Source organism: Geodermatophilus sp. SYSU D00525 (genome assembly GCF_054050475.1).
This window is the reverse complement of record NZ_JBJGZK010000001.1, coordinates 178,629-192,622: the sequence shown is the minus strand read 5'-3', so window position 1 is coordinate 192,622 and position 13,994 is coordinate 178,629. Positions and strand designations below refer to the sequence as shown.

General features: G+C 77.9%; 9 protein-coding genes and 1 riboswitch. Of the genes, 6 read left to right on the top strand and 3 right to left on the bottom strand.

Features of this window, described 5'->3' with window-relative positions:
* The first annotated feature begins 49 nt into the window (after nt 1–49).
* Nucleotides 50–4,666 carry an HAD-IC family P-type ATPase gene (locus ACI796_RS00880; protein WP_456939363.1) on the top strand — a complete coding sequence of 1,539 codons (4,617 nt, stop codon included), beginning with the start codon at nt 50–52 and terminating at the stop codon, nt 4,664–4,666.
* Here ACI796_RS00880 and ACI796_RS00875 read toward each other — a convergent pair.
* Nucleotides 4,573–5,457 carry a bile acid:sodium symporter family protein gene (locus ACI796_RS00875; RefSeq protein WP_456939362.1) on the bottom strand — a complete coding sequence of 295 codons (885 nt, stop codon included), beginning with the start codon at nt 5,455–5,457 and terminating at the stop codon, nt 4,573–4,575. The two genes, ACI796_RS00880 and ACI796_RS00875, sit on opposite strands and share 94 nt — an antisense overlap.
* Nucleotides 5,458–5,705: 248 nt before the next feature.
* On the opposite strand from ACI796_RS00875, the gene ACI796_RS00870 reads away from it, so the two are divergent.
* From ACI796_RS00870 to ACI796_RS00860, 3 genes are all read left to right on the top strand, one after another.
* Complete coding sequence (locus tag ACI796_RS00870) at nt 5,706–7,535, top strand: protein kinase domain-containing protein (RefSeq protein WP_456939361.1); 1,830 nt, start codon at nt 5,706–5,708, stop codon at nt 7,533–7,535.
* Between the two features lie 23 nt (nt 7,536–7,558).
* Nucleotides 7,559–8,143, top strand: coding sequence for a DNA-directed RNA polymerase subunit alpha C-terminal domain-containing protein (locus tag ACI796_RS00865; protein WP_456939360.1), 585 nt, complete (start codon nt 7,559–7,561; stop codon nt 8,141–8,143).
* A 105-nt stretch (nt 8,144–8,248) separates the two neighbouring features.
* A riboswitch (cyclic di-AMP (ydaO/yuaA leader) is annotated at nt 8,249–8,399 on the top strand.
* Between the two features lie 6 nt (nt 8,400–8,405).
* Nucleotides 8,406–9,338, top strand: a complete 933-nt coding sequence (locus tag ACI796_RS00860) for a hypothetical protein (RefSeq protein ID WP_456939359.1) — start codon at nt 8,406–8,408, stop codon at nt 9,336–9,338.
* A gap of 6 nt (nt 9,339–9,344) precedes the next feature.
* Here the strand turns inward: ACI796_RS00860 and ACI796_RS00855 are convergent, their stop codons facing one another.
* Nucleotides 9,345–10,331, bottom strand: a complete 987-nt coding sequence (locus tag ACI796_RS00855) for a YihY/virulence factor BrkB family protein (RefSeq protein ID WP_456939358.1) — start codon at nt 10,329–10,331, stop codon at nt 9,345–9,347.
* 114 nt (nt 10,332–10,445) lie between these two features.
* Between ACI796_RS00855 and ACI796_RS00850 the strand changes: the two genes are divergently transcribed.
* Complete coding sequence (locus tag ACI796_RS00850; protein WP_456939357.1) at nt 10,446–11,255, top strand: sulfite exporter TauE/SafE family protein; 810 nt, start codon at nt 10,446–10,448, stop codon at nt 11,253–11,255.
* Between the two features lie 133 nt (nt 11,256–11,388).
* Nucleotides 11,389–12,300, top strand: a complete 912-nt coding sequence (locus ACI796_RS00845; RefSeq protein ID WP_456939356.1) for a hypothetical protein — start codon at nt 11,389–11,391, stop codon at nt 12,298–12,300.
* A 40-nt stretch (nt 12,301–12,340) separates the two neighbouring features.
* Here the strand turns inward: ACI796_RS00845 and ACI796_RS00840 are convergent, their stop codons facing one another.
* Nucleotides 12,341–13,990 (bottom strand): AMP-binding protein, encoded by a 1,650-nt coding sequence (locus ACI796_RS00840; protein WP_456939355.1) that lies wholly within the window; start codon nt 13,988–13,990, stop codon nt 12,341–12,343.
* Nucleotides 13,991–13,994 lie beyond the last annotated feature (4 nt).

Sequence of the window (13,994 nt, the reverse complement as noted above, 5' to 3'; positions counted from 1 at the left end):
GAGGTGGACGATGGGTGGGCAGCAGGTGTCCCGCAGGGGGGAGCTGCCGATGCGCGTCCTCCACCGCGCCGCCACGGCCCGGCGCGCCCTGGCGTCCACGGCGCGCCTCGCGGTCGCCGGCGCGCAGGTCGCCGCCGCACCGGCCGTGCTCACCGCCGGCCTGCTCGGCGCCTCCTCCCGCGCCGCGGTGCGGACGGCGGAGGACCTGACCAGCCGGATCGCCGGCCGGCCGGTCGACCTCACACAGGCCGCCGTCTCCGGCGTCCGGGCCGCCGGCACGCTGCTCACCGGCGCCGACCCGCTGCCCACCGGCCGGCTGCGGGAGCTCGCCCAGGTCGCCACCGGGATGTTCGAGCCCGACGGCCGGCGGCACACCCCGCGGGTGTGGGCCGACGCCGGCCTGGTGCAGGTCGAGCTGCCCGAGTGCACCCCCGGCGCGCCGCCCGACGCCGGCCGCACGCTGCGCACGCGCCTCGAGCGGCTCGAGGGCGTGCAGTGGGCCACGGTGAACGAGGTCCTCGGCCGGGCGCTGGTCGCCGTCGACACGCGGCGGGTGGGCGTGGAGGACGTCGTCGGCACGGTGCGCGCGCTGCAGGACGCCGACGACCGCCGCGACGTCCTGCGCGAGCCGGCCGACCACCCCGCCGACCTCGAACCGCTGCTGGCCACCGCGACGGCGCTGGCGGTGGACGCCCTCGGCGTCGTCGCCGCGCTCACCGCCCGGGCGCTGCCGGTCCCCGCGCTGTCGCGGCACGCCACGCTCGCGATCACCCTGGTCGACACCCAGGACTGGATCGCCGACGCGCTCAGCCGGCGGATCGGCCGGCACGGCACCCGCCTGGTCCTCGAGGGGCTCTCCGCCGTGCTCCACTCCGCGACCCAGAGCCCGGTGATCCCCGCGCTCAACGCGGCCGCCTCCGCCCAGCAGGTCCTCGAGGCCCGCGCCCGGCGCCAGGTGTGGCGGCGCCGCCACGAGCAGCTGTGCCGGCCCGAGCCGGACGCCACCGAGCCCGAGGACCCCGCCCCGGCGGCCCGCGCCGGGGAACGGCCGGTGCCGCTCCCGCTCGGCGCCGTCGACCGCTACCAGGCGCGGACGGGCCCGACGACGACGGGCGCCGTGCTGGCCGTCCTCGCCCTGACCGGCCGCCCCGGTCGCGCCGCCGACCTGGTCAAGGCGCTCTCGCCGAAGGCCGCGCTGCAGGGCCGCGAGTCCTTCGCGGCGACCCTCGACCTGCTGCTGTGCCGCGCCGGGGTGCTGCCCCTGGACGCCACCGCCTACCGCCGGCTCGACCGCGTCGACTGCGTGGTGGTCGACGGGGCCACCCTGTGCACCGGCCCGCCGGTCGTCCTCGAGGCCACCGCCGAGGCCGACGGGTGGGACACGGCCGCCGTGTGGACGGCCGCGGCGCGGCTGCTGGCCGCCGACGGGGCCGCGGACGGCACCCGGCTGGGCCCGCCCCGGGCAGCCCCGGACGCGCCCGGGGCCGCGCTGCGCACGCTGTACGCCGGGCGCCGGCGGGTGGGCACCGTCCTGGTCGCCCCGGAGCTCGACCCGCACGCCGAGGCGCTGCTGACCACCGCCGCCGGCACCGGCGCGCGGCTGGTGCTCACCGCGCACGCCGGCACCCGCGAGATCGCCGGCGTCGCCGGGGAGGTCGCGCCCGCGGACGAACCGCTCGCCGGCGTCGTCCGCCGGCTGCAGGCCGACGGGCACGGCGTGCTGCTGGTCTCCTCCGCCGACCCGGCCGCGCTGCTGGCCGCCGACGTCGCGGTGGCCCCCGTGCGGCCGGACCGGGCGCCGGCCTGGGCGGCGGACCTGGTGACCGGGACCGGCCTGGCCGACGCCTGCCGGGTGGTCCGGGCCGTGCCCGACGCGCGCCGGCTGGCCCGCCGGTCGGTGCAGAGCGCGGTCACCGGCAACGTGCTGGGCGGTCTGCTCGCCGCCGTCGGCTCGGCCCGCGCCGGGCAGCGGCGGGCGACCGCCCCGGGCAAGACCGCGGCGCTGTGGACGATGTTCGACGGCACCGCCACGGCGGTCCGCGCCGCCCGGCGGCCCCCGCCGCCCCCGTCGGTGCACACGCCCTGGCACGCCCTCGACCCCGACGACGTCCTGCGCCGGCTGGCGGAGCTGCCCCGGGACGACGACGCCCCGCCCGGCTCGCTCACCCGGGCGTGGCGGCGGGGGACCGCCGTGCCCGCGGTGCGGGTACCGGTCCGGTTCGGCCGCACCGTCGCCGCGGAGCTCGCCGACCCGCTCACCCCCGTCCTGGGCGCGGGCGCCGGCGCCACCGCCGTGCTGGGCGAGACCGCGGACGCGTTCCTCGTCGGCGGGGTCACGGTCGGCAACGCGCTGCTCGGCGCGGCGCAGCGGATGCGCGCGGAGTCGGCGCTGGCCTCGCTGCTGCTGCAGCAGGACGCCCGCGTCCGCCGGGAGACCGGCGGCGGTGCGGAGGAGCTGCCGTCGAGCGCGCTGCGGGTGGGCGACGTGGTCCTCGTCGGGTCCGGCGACGTGGTGGCCGCCGACGCGCGGCTGCTGGCCGCCGAGGACCTCGAGGCCGACGAGTCCAGCCTGACCGGCGAGTCGCTCGCGGTGGCCAAGTCGGTGGCGGCGACGCCGGGCGCCGAGGTGCCCGATCGGCGCTGCATGCTCTTCGACGGGACGACTGTCGTCGCCGGCACCGGCCGCGCGGTCGTCGTCGCCGTCGGGCCGGCCACCCAGGCGGGCCGGGCGGCGCGGGCGGCCGGGCGCGGGGCGCCGCCGGCCGGCGTCCAGGCCCGGCTGGCCGAGCTCACCCGCTCGGTGCTGCCGCTGACGCTGGCCGGCGGCGGGACCGTGGCCGCGCTCGGCGTGCTGTGGCGGCGGCCGCTGCGCGAGGCGGTCGGCTCCGGGGTCGCGGTCGCCGTCGCGGCCGTCCCCGAGGGCCTGCCGCTGGTCGCGACCGTCGCCCAGCAGGCGGCGGCCCGGCGGCTGTCACGGGACGGGACGGTGGTGCGCAGCGCGCGGGTCCTGGAGGCGCTCGGCCGGGTGGACACCGTCTGCTTCGACAAGACCGGCACGCTGACCGAGAACCGGCTGCGGGTGGCCCGGCTGCTGCCCGTCGGGGACGAGCCGGTCGGCGGCGAGGACGGCCTGCTGCGGCTGGCCGCGGCGGGGATCGGCGCCGGCGACGCCGACGCGCACGAGACCGACCGCGCCGTCGCCGCCGCCGCCACCGACCGCGGCGTGGCCGGCGACGGCGAGCCGGAGGCCTCGGTGCCCTTCGCCACCGGGCGCGGGTTCTCGGCGGCGCTGCGCTCGGGCCGGCTGGTGGTCAAGGGCGCGCCGGAGGTCGTGCTGCGGCTGTGCACCGACCCGGGCGACGCCGCGGACCGGGTGCGGGAGCTGGCCTGCGACGGGCTGCGGGTACTCGCCGTCGCCGACCGCGCGGTGGACGGCCGGCCCGGCGACCTCGAGGCGGCGGCGACCGGGCTGACCCTGCGCGGCCTGGTGGGCCTGGCCGACACGGTGCGCGGCTCGTCGGCCGCGGCGGTCGAGCAGCTGGCCGCGGCGGGCGTCCGGGTGCTGGTGGCCACCGGCGACCACCCGGAGACCGCCGCGGCGATCGCCGCCGAGGCCGGGGTCCCCGACGCCGGCCGGGTGGTCACCGGCGCGCAGCTGGCGCGGGCCTCGGAGTCGGAGCGGACGGCGCTGGTGCGCGAGGCGGCGGTGTTCGCCCGGCTGACGCCCGAGCACAAGGTGCTGCTCGTCGGGGCGCTGCGCCGCGCCGGCGCCACGCTGGCCATGACCGGCGACGGCATCAACGACGCCGCCGCGATCCGGCTGGCCGACGTCGGGGTCGGGGTGGCCGGCGCCGAGTCCCCCGCCGCGCGCAGCGCCGCGGACCTGGTGATCACCGACCGGGACCTGACCCGGCTGGTCGACGCCGTCGCCGAGGGCCGCGCGCTGTGGTCCCGCGTCCGGGACGCCGTCGCCATCCTCGTCGGGGGCAACGCCGGCGAGGTCACGTTCACCGTGCTCGGCTCCGCGCTGGGCGGCCGGGCGCCGCTGGGCACCCGGCAGCTGCTGCTGGTCAACCTGCTGACCGACATGTTCCCCGCGCTGGCGGTCGCGGTGGCCCGGCCGCGGGCGGCCGCCCCGGCGGCGGACGGCGGGCCGCTGGCCGGCCACCCGCTCGCGCCGGTGCTGCTCGCCGGCCCGTACCGCGGCTTCGCCGACGCGGTGCGCCGCCTGGTCGCCGTCCGCGGGGTGGCCACCACCGCCGGCGCGACCGGCGCGTGGGCCACCGGCCGCGTCACCGGGCTGCGCCGGCGGGCCAGCACGATGGGGCTCGCCGCGCTGATCGCCACCCAGCTCGGGCAGACCGCCTGGGCCGGGCGGCGCAGCCCGCTGGTGCTGGCGACCGCGGCCGGGTCGCTGGCCGCCCTGGCCGTGGTCGTGCAGACCCCCGGGCTCAGCCGGTTCTTCGGCTGCACGCCGCTGGACCCGCTGGCCTGGCTGGTCGTCCTCGGCTGGGCTGCGGCCGGTACCGCCGGCGCGGAGGTGGTCCCCGCCCTGGTGCGTCGGCGGGCGGGTCAGGACGCGACGCGCTCCGGCGCCCCCGACCGGGACGCCCGGGTGATCGCCCAGCCGGCGAGCGCGGCCACCGGGAACATCAGCACGCCGTAGACCGCCGCGGGGACGGCGAGCTCCACGCTGCCGAGGACGCTGATCGCGACCGCGATGGCCAGCGTGCTGTTGTGCACGCCGATCTCGAAGGCGCACGCGACCGCCTGCCGGTGGCCGACGCCGAGCGCGCGCGGCACGGCGAACCCGGTCAGCAGGCTCAGCGCGCAGAAGGCGAGCGCGACCAGCCCGACCTCGCGCAGGTACCCGGCCACGTCCTCCCGCTCGGCGACGACGGTCCCGGCGATCACCAGCGCGAGCACGACCGCGGACAGCACCCGCACCGGCCGGTCCATCCGGCGGGCGAACGCCGGCGCCGCGCGCCGCACCAGCATGCCCAGCGCCACCGGCACCAGCACGATCGCGAACACCTGCACCGTCTTGCCGAACTGCAGGCCGATCGACCCGGCGCCGGGCGGGTCGAAGACGGTCACCGCCAGGTTGGTCACCAGCGGCAGCGTGACGACCGCGAGCAGCGAGTTGACCGCCGTCAGCGAGACGTTGAGAGCGACGTCGCCGCGGAACAGGTGGCTGAACAGGTTCGCCGTCGTCCCGCCGGGCGAGGCGGCCAGCAGCACCATCCCCACGGCGAGCACGGGCTCCAGGCCGGCGGCCACCACGAGGCCGAAGCACAGGGCCGGCAGCACCAGCAGCTGCAGACCGAGGGCGACGACGGCGGCGCGCGGCCGGCGGGTGACCCGGACGAAGTCGTCGACGGTGAGCGACAGCCCGAGCCCGAACATGATCACGGCCAGGGCGGCGGGCAGGGCGACGGCGCTGAGGGCCGAGTCCACGGGCGACCTCCGGAACGGCCGCGGCTCCGTTGCCGCGGATCGCCCGGATCCTGGCCGACCGGGAGCCGGCCGGGGAAGCACCGGCACGCGACCGGGGGAGCCGCCGCGGGCGCTCCGGTGGTTGACCGGCGCTCCGGCCGGGAACCGATGACTGGTCGGCCGCCCTGCGGAGGAGCGGCCGCGCAGCTCCCGGTGGGGGCCGGAGGAGGCGGGGCGCACCCGCCGCGTGGACGGGACGGAGTCGGGCAGTGACCACGGTGGAGCAGGGGAGCCGGACCCTGGGGGACCGCTACGAGCTGCAGGAACTCATCGCCACCGGGGGCATGGGCCAGGTGTGGCGGGGCCGGGACACGCTGCTGGCCCGGCCGGTCGCGGTCAAGGTGCTGCGCAGCGAGTACGCCGACGACCCGACCTTCCTCGCCCGCTTCCGCAACGAGGCCCGGCACGCGGCGGCGCTCACCCACCCCAACATCGCCACGGTCCTGGACTACGGCGAGGGCGCCGACGACGCCACCGGCGAGCACCTGGCCTACCTGGTGATGGAGCTGGTCGAGGGGGCGCCGCTGTCCACCCTCATCCAGACCGAGGGCCCGCTGGACCCCGGGGCGGCCCTCTCGGTGCTGCGCCAGGCCGCGGCCGCCCTCGCGGAGGCGCACCGCAGCGGCGTCGTCCACCGCGACGTCAAGCCCTCGAACATCCTCGTCCGGCCCGACGGGCGGGTGAAGCTCACCGACTTCGGCATCGCCTGGTCGGCCGAGTGCGTGCCGCTCACCCAGACCGGCCAGGTCATCGGCACCGCGCAGTACATGTCCCCGGAGCAGGCCGCCGGCGAGCGGGTCAGCCCGGCCAGCGACGTCTACGCCCTCGGCCTGGTCGGCTACGAGTCGCTGACCGGCCACGCCGCCTTCACCGGCACCAACCCGGTCACCGTCGCGCTCAAGCAGGTCCGCGAGCAGCCCGAGCCCCTGCCCGACGACCTGCCGCCCGACGTCAAGGACCTCATCGGGTCCGCGCTCACCAAGGACCCCGGCGACCGCCTGCCCGACGGCGCGGCCTTCCTGTCCGCGGTCGAGGAGACGCTGGACCACCAGGCCGCCCCAGACCACCAGGCCGCCGCAGACCACCAGGCCGCCCCGGTGCCGCCCACCCGCCCGGTGGCGGCCGCCGCCCCCGTGCCCGGGCCGGCCCCCGCGCCCGTGTCCGAGGCGGAGCCGCGCCGGCGCCGGCGCGCGCTGGTCCTGCTGCCGCTGCTGCTCGTCGCGCTCGTCGTCGGGGGCGTGCTGTTCACCACGACCCGCGCCGGGGACGTGCCGGTGGCCGACGCCGCGGAGACGCCGCGGGCCGGGATCGTGCTGCGGGCCGCGGACTTCGTGGGCCGCCCGGTGGCCGAGGTGGCCGGCGACCTGACCGCCCTCGGCCTCACCGTCGGCCAGCGCAGCGAGCAGACCCCGGACGCGGCGCCGGGCACCGTCGTGCGGCTGGACCCGGTGGACGTCGAGCTCTCGGCCGGCGACCGGGTGCAGGTGTTCGTCGCGGTCGCCCCCGACACCGCGGTGCCCGCCCCCGAGGCGCCCGCCGGCGCGGGACCCGGCTCGCCGGACGAGGCCGCGCCGGAGTCCCCGGCCGCGACGTCCGAGGCGCCCGCCGCGGACAGCACCCCCGACGCCCCGGCGCCGGGGACCCCGAGCCCGGAGGCGCCGAGCCCGGAGGCGCCCGCCGCGGAGGCCACGACCCCCGAGGCCACGACCCCCGAGGCCACGACCCCCGAGGCGACGACCCCCGAGGCGACGACCCCCGAGACCACACCGGCGGAGGGCACGGGGTCCGCGGGCGCGACGCCGGGGAGCACGCCGGAGGCGACGGAGACCGAGCCGTCCGGCGGCACGACGCCGGAGACCCCGGCGCCCGCGACCGGGACGCCCAGGGACACCGCCCCGCCGACGGCGGAGGAGCCCCCGGTCCCGGACGCGGGGACGACGTCCACCGACGAGGCGCCGGCGACCTCACCCGACGGCGGCCCCACCGGGACCGCTCCCGCGGAGCCGGCGCCGGACGGCGCCGCGGACGCCTCCTGGTGAACCCGGGGCTAGGGTCCGACGCCATGTCGACGAGGTCGCGGGTCGTGCCGACGGGGAGCGTCCGGGAGCTGGGCCTGCCCGCTCGGGCGGTGGGCGCGCTGGCCCGCGCCGGCATCACCACCGTGGAGCAGCTGTCCGCGCTGACCCGCCGCGAGCTGGCGGCCGTCCCCGGGCTGGGACCGGCGATGGTCGCCGCCGTCCGCGCCGTCGTCCCCGAGCCCGTGGCGGTGGGCCTGTGGCCGCTGCCCGACGAGGACGACGCGCCGCCGTCCCCGGCGATCCCGTCGTTCGACTCGCTGCGCGCCCCGCGCCGCCGCACCGCCCTCGACGTCCTCGTGCCGGAGGGCCCGGGGGAGCCCGTGCCGTCGGACGGGGTGCCGGGCGAGGTGGCCGGCGGGACGCCGGAGGAGGACGGGGGACCGCTCCCGGCCGGTCCGCACCCCGCCGCCGCGCCGGCCGCTGCGGCGCCGCGGCCGGCCGAGTGGGCCGACCTCGCCGCCCTCGGCGCCCGCGGCGTCCGGGCCGCCGCGGTCCTGCCGTGGCGGGTGACCGCGTGGTGCCTGCAGCTCCCGCTCCGCGTCGCGGAGCGGCTGCGCGCCCGCGCCTGACCAGGACGTGGTCCCCGCCACGGAACACGGCCGCGGTTTGTCACGGACAGGTCACGGCCGCTACCGTGGCCGAGGCCGTCCGGCCCCGTCCCCGCCAGGGGACCCGGGCGGTCGCCGCCGAGTCGCCCCCTGGGCGAGCCGGGGACCCACCGCAGTACTGGGGTGAATCCCGCTCCGGACCCTCGCGTCCGGGCGGGTAGGGTTGCTTCCCGCCCGAACCCGTCAGCTAACTCGGTAGGCGGCTGACGGGAGACATCGATCCATGCCCTCGAGCACCACCCCCGGCCGCCCCGGCGCGCCCGTGAACCGTTCCACCCGCCGCCGCCCGCTGGCCGCGCACCGCCGTCCGGGCCTGTACCTGGGCGTCGCCGCCGCCGGCGCGGTCCTGGTCAACGTCCTGGTCGGCCCGCCGCCGGCCGCCACCGCCGAGGCCGGGACGACGAGCGAGTCGGTCGCCGTCGCCGAGGCACTGGGGCTGTCGGCGCAGTCCGGCCCGGTCACCGCGCCCACCGCGCCCGACCTCGCGCCGCTCGAGGACCTCGCGGCCACCCGCAGCTCGCGGGAGGCCGCCGAGGCCGCGGCGCAGCAGTCGCAGGCCGCCGCCGACCAGGCCACCGTCGACCGGCAGCGGGCCGAGGCCGAGGCCGCCGCCCGCGCCGCGGCGGAGGCCGAGGCCGCCGCCGAGGCCGCCGCCGCCGCGGAAGCCGCCGCCGCCGCGGAAGCCGCGGAGGCTGCCGAGGCTGCCGAGGCTGCGGCCGCGGACGAGGAGGCCGCCGAGGCCGCGGACGAGGAGGCCGGCGCGGCGGAGACCGCGGGCTCCACCGCCGTCTCGGTCGTCGCCCGCATCACCAACAGCGCCGGTCCGGTGGAGCCCCAGGTGCAGGCCGCCGCGGACGCCGTCGTCAGCAACGTGCCGGGGGCGGACTCGATCACCCTCGGCGGCACGCGGGCCAGCGCCGCCGACCCGGGCGGCCACCCCTCCGGCAAGGCGCTGGACTACATGGTCATGAGCGACGCCGCCCTCGGCGACGCGATCGTCGCCTACCACCGCGCGCACTGGGACGAGCTCGGCGTCGACTACCTGATCTGGGAGCAGCGGATGCTGTCCTCGCCGAACGGGTCGTGGCAGACGATGGAGGACCGCGGCGGCACGACGGCCAACCACTACGACCACGTGCACGTCAACTACCTCTAGCCGCCCTCAGCGCTCGCCCGGGTAGGGCGGCGCGCTGTCGGCGACCACCGCGCCGCGCTCGCCGAGCGGCCGCTCGGGACCCACGGTGGAGTCCCGGGCGGTCTGCCGCTCGGTCTCGGCGTTCACGACCGCGCCGACGAGCACGAGGAAGACCGTCGTCCACAGCCAGAACATGCTGATGGCCACGCCGGCGAGCGACCCGTACGTCGCGGAGTAGTCGCCCAGGCTGCGGACGTAGGCGAAGAAGCCGATCGTCGTCGCCAGCCACAGCACGGTGGTCAGCGCCGCCCCGGGGGTGATCCACCGCCACCGGGCCTGCTTCCGGTCGGGGCCGAGCCGGTAGAGGACGGCGAGCACGGCGCTCATCAGCACCGCCGCGGCGACCCACGTGAGCACCGGGACGACGCCGCGGACCGCGCCCGGCGCCCCCGCGAGCACGCTCGAGACCTCGCCGGCGCCGGCGATGATCCCGCCGAGCAGGACCGCGCCGCCCAGGACGAGGACGAGGGCCAGCGCGCTGCGGCGGAGGAAGCCGCGGGTCTCGGTCTCGTGGTAGGCGAGGGTCAGCCCGTCGACGAGGTAGGTCATCGCGGTCGTCGCCGTCCACAGCGCCGCGACGAGGCCGCCGAGCCCGCGCCAGGTGTTCACGTGCGTGGAGGCGGTGGTGATCGTCGTCAGCTGGTCGACCACCAGCGACCGCAGGTCGTCCGGGAGCATCCCCGCCACCCCGGACAGTTGGTGCAGCGCGTCCTCGGGGGTGTTGACGACGCCGTACACCGACACCGCCGTCACCAGCACCGGCGCGACCGACAGCAGCGCGAAGAACGCCACCGCCGACGCCTGCACCATGAGCCGGTCGCTGAGCACGTGGCGCGCGGCGCGGCGCAGGACCCGGCGCCAGTCACGCGCGGTGAGCCGGTGCGGCGAGTGGGCGTCGGTCGCTGCACGGCCGGGTGGCCGCTCGTCCCGGGTGCGCGCCCCGCCCCCTGTCACCGCACCATCGCACCGCCGGACGCGACCGGCCGCAACGCGGCTCGCCGGACCCGGCGCTCGCGTCCACTGCGGCGTCGGGGAGGCTGGCTGTCCGTGACCGACTCCGGCGCGCGCGTGACTGACCTGCTCCTCCCGGAGGGCCTGACGCCCTCCCTGCTCGCCCTCGTGCTCGTCGCGGCGCTGGCCGCCGGCTGGGTGGACGCCGTCGTCGGCGGCGGCGGGCTGATCCAGCTGCCCGCGCTGCTGCTGGTGCCGGGGCTGGCCCCGGTGCAGGCGCTGGCCACCAACAAGCTGGCGTCGGTGTTCGGCACCACCACCAGCGCGGTCACCTACCAGCGGCGGGTGCACCCGGACCTGCGGACGGCGCTGCCCATGGCCGCGGTCGCCCTGGTCGGCTCGTTCTGCGGGGCGTCGGTGGCGGCCCTGCTGCCGGCCGCGGTGCTCAAGCCGGTGATCGTCGTGGCGCTGGTCGGCATCGCGCTGTTCACCGCGTTCCGCCCGGCCCTCGGGGAGGTGACGGCGCTGCGGCACACCGGCCGTCGCCACCACGGCACCGCGCTCGCCGTCGGAGCGGTCATCGGGTTCTACGACGGCGTCCTCGGCCCGGGCACCGGCTCGTTCCTCGTGTTCGCCCTGGTCTACCTGCTGGGCTACGACTTCCTCAACGCCAGCGCCAAGGCCAAGATCGTCAACGTCGCGACCAACCTCGGCGCGCTGGCGTTCTTCGTGCCGCACGGGTCGGTCGTCTGGGGCCTGGGCCTGTGCCTGGGCGCGGCCAACACCCTCGGCGGCTACGTCGGCTCCCGGACGGCGACCTCCCGCGGCACCGGCTTCATCCGGGTCGTGTTCCTCGTCGTGGTCACCGCGCTGGTCCTGCGGCTCGGGTGGGACGTGTGGACGGAGGACGTCCGCGCCGACGGCTGAGCGGCGGGAGCCGATCGGCCCTCGACCCGGGGCGGAGCGCGTGCCAGCCTGGGAGGCCGGTCCGGGTCGTGGCGCCGGGTGCGCGCCGAGCCGACCCCACCGTGGGCCGGGCACGACCGACAGGCGGCAGCCGATGGAACCCGTCGCACTGGAACCCGTCGCACCGCGGACGCCGGACCCCGCCGACGAGGTCCGGCCCGGCACGCGGTGGCTGCTGACGGCCTTCCTGTTGCTCACCCTGCTCGCCGTCTCCCAGCTGCTCCTGCTCGCCGACGTCGCCGACCGCTTCTGGGCGTGGTCGATCCGCACCGAGGCGACCGCCGCGTTCCTCGGCGCCGCCTACACCGCCGGCGCGGTGCTGTCGGTCCTCTCCCTCCGGCAGCACCGGTGGAGCCGGATCCGGGTGCCGGTGCTCACGGTCACCCTGTTCACGGTCCTCACCTGCGCGGCGACGCTGATCCACACCCACCGCCTGCACCTGCTCACCGGCGGGCCGGTCGCCCGGGCGGCGGCCTGGATCTGGCTGGCCGTCTACCTCGTCGTCCCCGCCCTGTGCCTGGCGGTGGTCCTCGGGCAGGAGGTCCGCCGGGGCCGGCGCCCGCCCGTGCGGCTGCCGATGCCGGCCGGGCTGACCGGGCTGCTGCTCGTCGAGGGCGTGCTGCTGGCGGCGGCCGGCGCGGTCCTGTTCGCCGGGGGGCTCGCCGTGCACCACCACGTGGAGGCGGTCACGTCCTTCTGGCCGTGGGAGATCACGCCGCTGAGCTCGCAGGTGATCGGCGCCTGGCTGCTCGCCCTCGGGTTCGCCGCGGCGCTGTCGGTGCGGGAGCGGGACCTGGACCGGCTGGGCGTCGCGGCGGTCACCTACACCGTGTTCGGCGCGCTCGAGTTCGTGGTGGTGCTCTGGTACCGCCGCGACGTGGAGGCCGACGACCCGTGGCTGTGGGTCTGGGTGGCCCTGCTGGTCGCGGTCGTGGGCACCGGCGCGGCCGGGATCCGGGCCGCCCGCCCCGCACGGTCGCACCGGCCGGGCGCGCCGGTGCGGTGACCGGGTCCCCGCCCCGGGGAGAGCGGGGACCCGGCCGGTCTCACGTCCCCCGCAGCTCGCGGCGGAGGATCTTGCCGGTGACCGTCTTCGGCAGCTCGTCGACCACGACCACGCTGCGCGGGTACTTGTAGGCGGCCATCCGCTCCCGGCAGTGCGCGATGAGCTCCTCCGGGGTGGTGCTGGTCCCCGGCCTGAGGCTGACGAACGCCCTGACCGTCTCGCCGCGCTTCTCGTCGGGCACGCCGACGACCGCGGACTCGCGGACGGCGGGGTGCTCGGCCAGGACGTCCTCGACCTCGCGGGGCCACACCTTGTAGCCCGACGCGTTGATCATGTCCTTCTTGCGGTCGACGATGAACACCCAGCCCTGCGGGTCCATGAACCCGACGTCGCCGCTCTTCAGCGCCCCGCCGGGCAGGTTGGCCGCCGTCTCCTCGGGCTTGCCCCAGTAGCCGGCGACCACCTGCGGGCCCTCGGCCACGATCTCGCCGACCTCGCCGAGCGGCAGGTCCTGCCCGTCGTCGCCCTGGATGCGGACGACGGTGTTCGGCGCCGGCACGCCCACCGACAGTGCCCCCGAGTTCGGGTCCACCGGCGACGGCGACCCGAACGGCGTCACCGTCATCGGCGACGTCGTCTCGGTGAGGCCGTAGGCGTTGTGCACCTGCTTGCCGGTGGCCTCGAAGAACCCGCGCTCGGCGGCCGGGGAGATCGCCGCCCCGCCGGAGTAGAGCGACGTGAACGAGTCGAAGTGCTCCTTGCGGAACCCCGGGGCGTTGAGCAGCGCGCTGAAGGCCGTGATCGCGCCGATGGTGAACGCCGGCCGGTGCTCGAGGAACGCGTCGAGCACCACCTGCGGCTCGAACCGGTAGGCCAGCACCAGCGGCGCCGGCACCAGCATGCTCACCGCCACGTGGCCGATCAGGCCGGTGATGTGGAACAGCGGGGCGATGCCGAAGATCGCGCCGTCCCGCCCGGCGTGCACCCAGTCCCGGTAGACCTGCGCGGTGAACACGACGTTGCGGTGGGTGTTCATCGCGCCCTTGGGCACGCCCGTCGTCCCCGACGTGTAGGTCAGGAACGCGACGTCGTCGGGGCCCAGCTCCACCGGCGGCGGGGCCTGCCCGCGGTACCGCTCGACGAACTCGAGCAGGTCGGTGGTGCCCTCGTGCCGCTGCCGGGTGACGCCGGCGAACAGCCGCTCGTCGTCGCGGGTCTGCAGGTCCAGCCCGCTGGTGGTGAGCACCAGGCGGACGTCGGTGCCCGGGACGACGTCGCGGGCGACCTCGTCGTAGAGGGTGTCCAGGCACAGCAGCACCGTCGCGCCGGAGTCGGCCAGCAGGTAGGACAGTTCCCGCGCCCGGCTCATCGGGTTGATCGACACCATCACGCCGCCGGCCTTCCAGGTGGCGACCATGGCCATGACGAACTGCGGCACGTTCTGCAGGTAGACCGCCAGCCGGTCGCCCGGCCGGAAGCCGGACTCGAGCAGCCCGGCGGCCATCGCGTCGGTCATCGCGTCGAGGTCCCGGCGGACGACGGTGCCGTCGAAGTAGCGCAGCGCGTCGCCGTCGGGGTCGCGCTGCACGCCGGCGCGGAACATCGACAGGGCGTCGCCGAACTCGATGTCGTAGTCCGGCCGCTGGTCGCCGTAGAGCGCCAGCCAGGGGCGGTCGTCGTAGACGCTCACGACG

Coding starts and splice junctions, on each gene's coding strand:
- ACI796_RS00845 (WP_456939356.1), top strand. CDS start 11,389: ATGGAACCCGTCGCACTGGAACCCGTCGCACCGCGGACGCCGGACCCC.
- ACI796_RS00880 (WP_456939363.1), top strand. CDS start 50: ATGCGCGTCCTCCACCGCGCCGCCACGGCCCGGCGCGCCCTGGCGTCC.
- ACI796_RS00860 (WP_456939359.1), top strand. CDS start 8,406: ATGCCCTCGAGCACCACCCCCGGCCGCCCCGGCGCGCCCGTGAACCGT.
- ACI796_RS00865 (WP_456939360.1), top strand. CDS start 7,559: ATGTCGACGAGGTCGCGGGTCGTGCCGACGGGGAGCGTCCGGGAGCTG.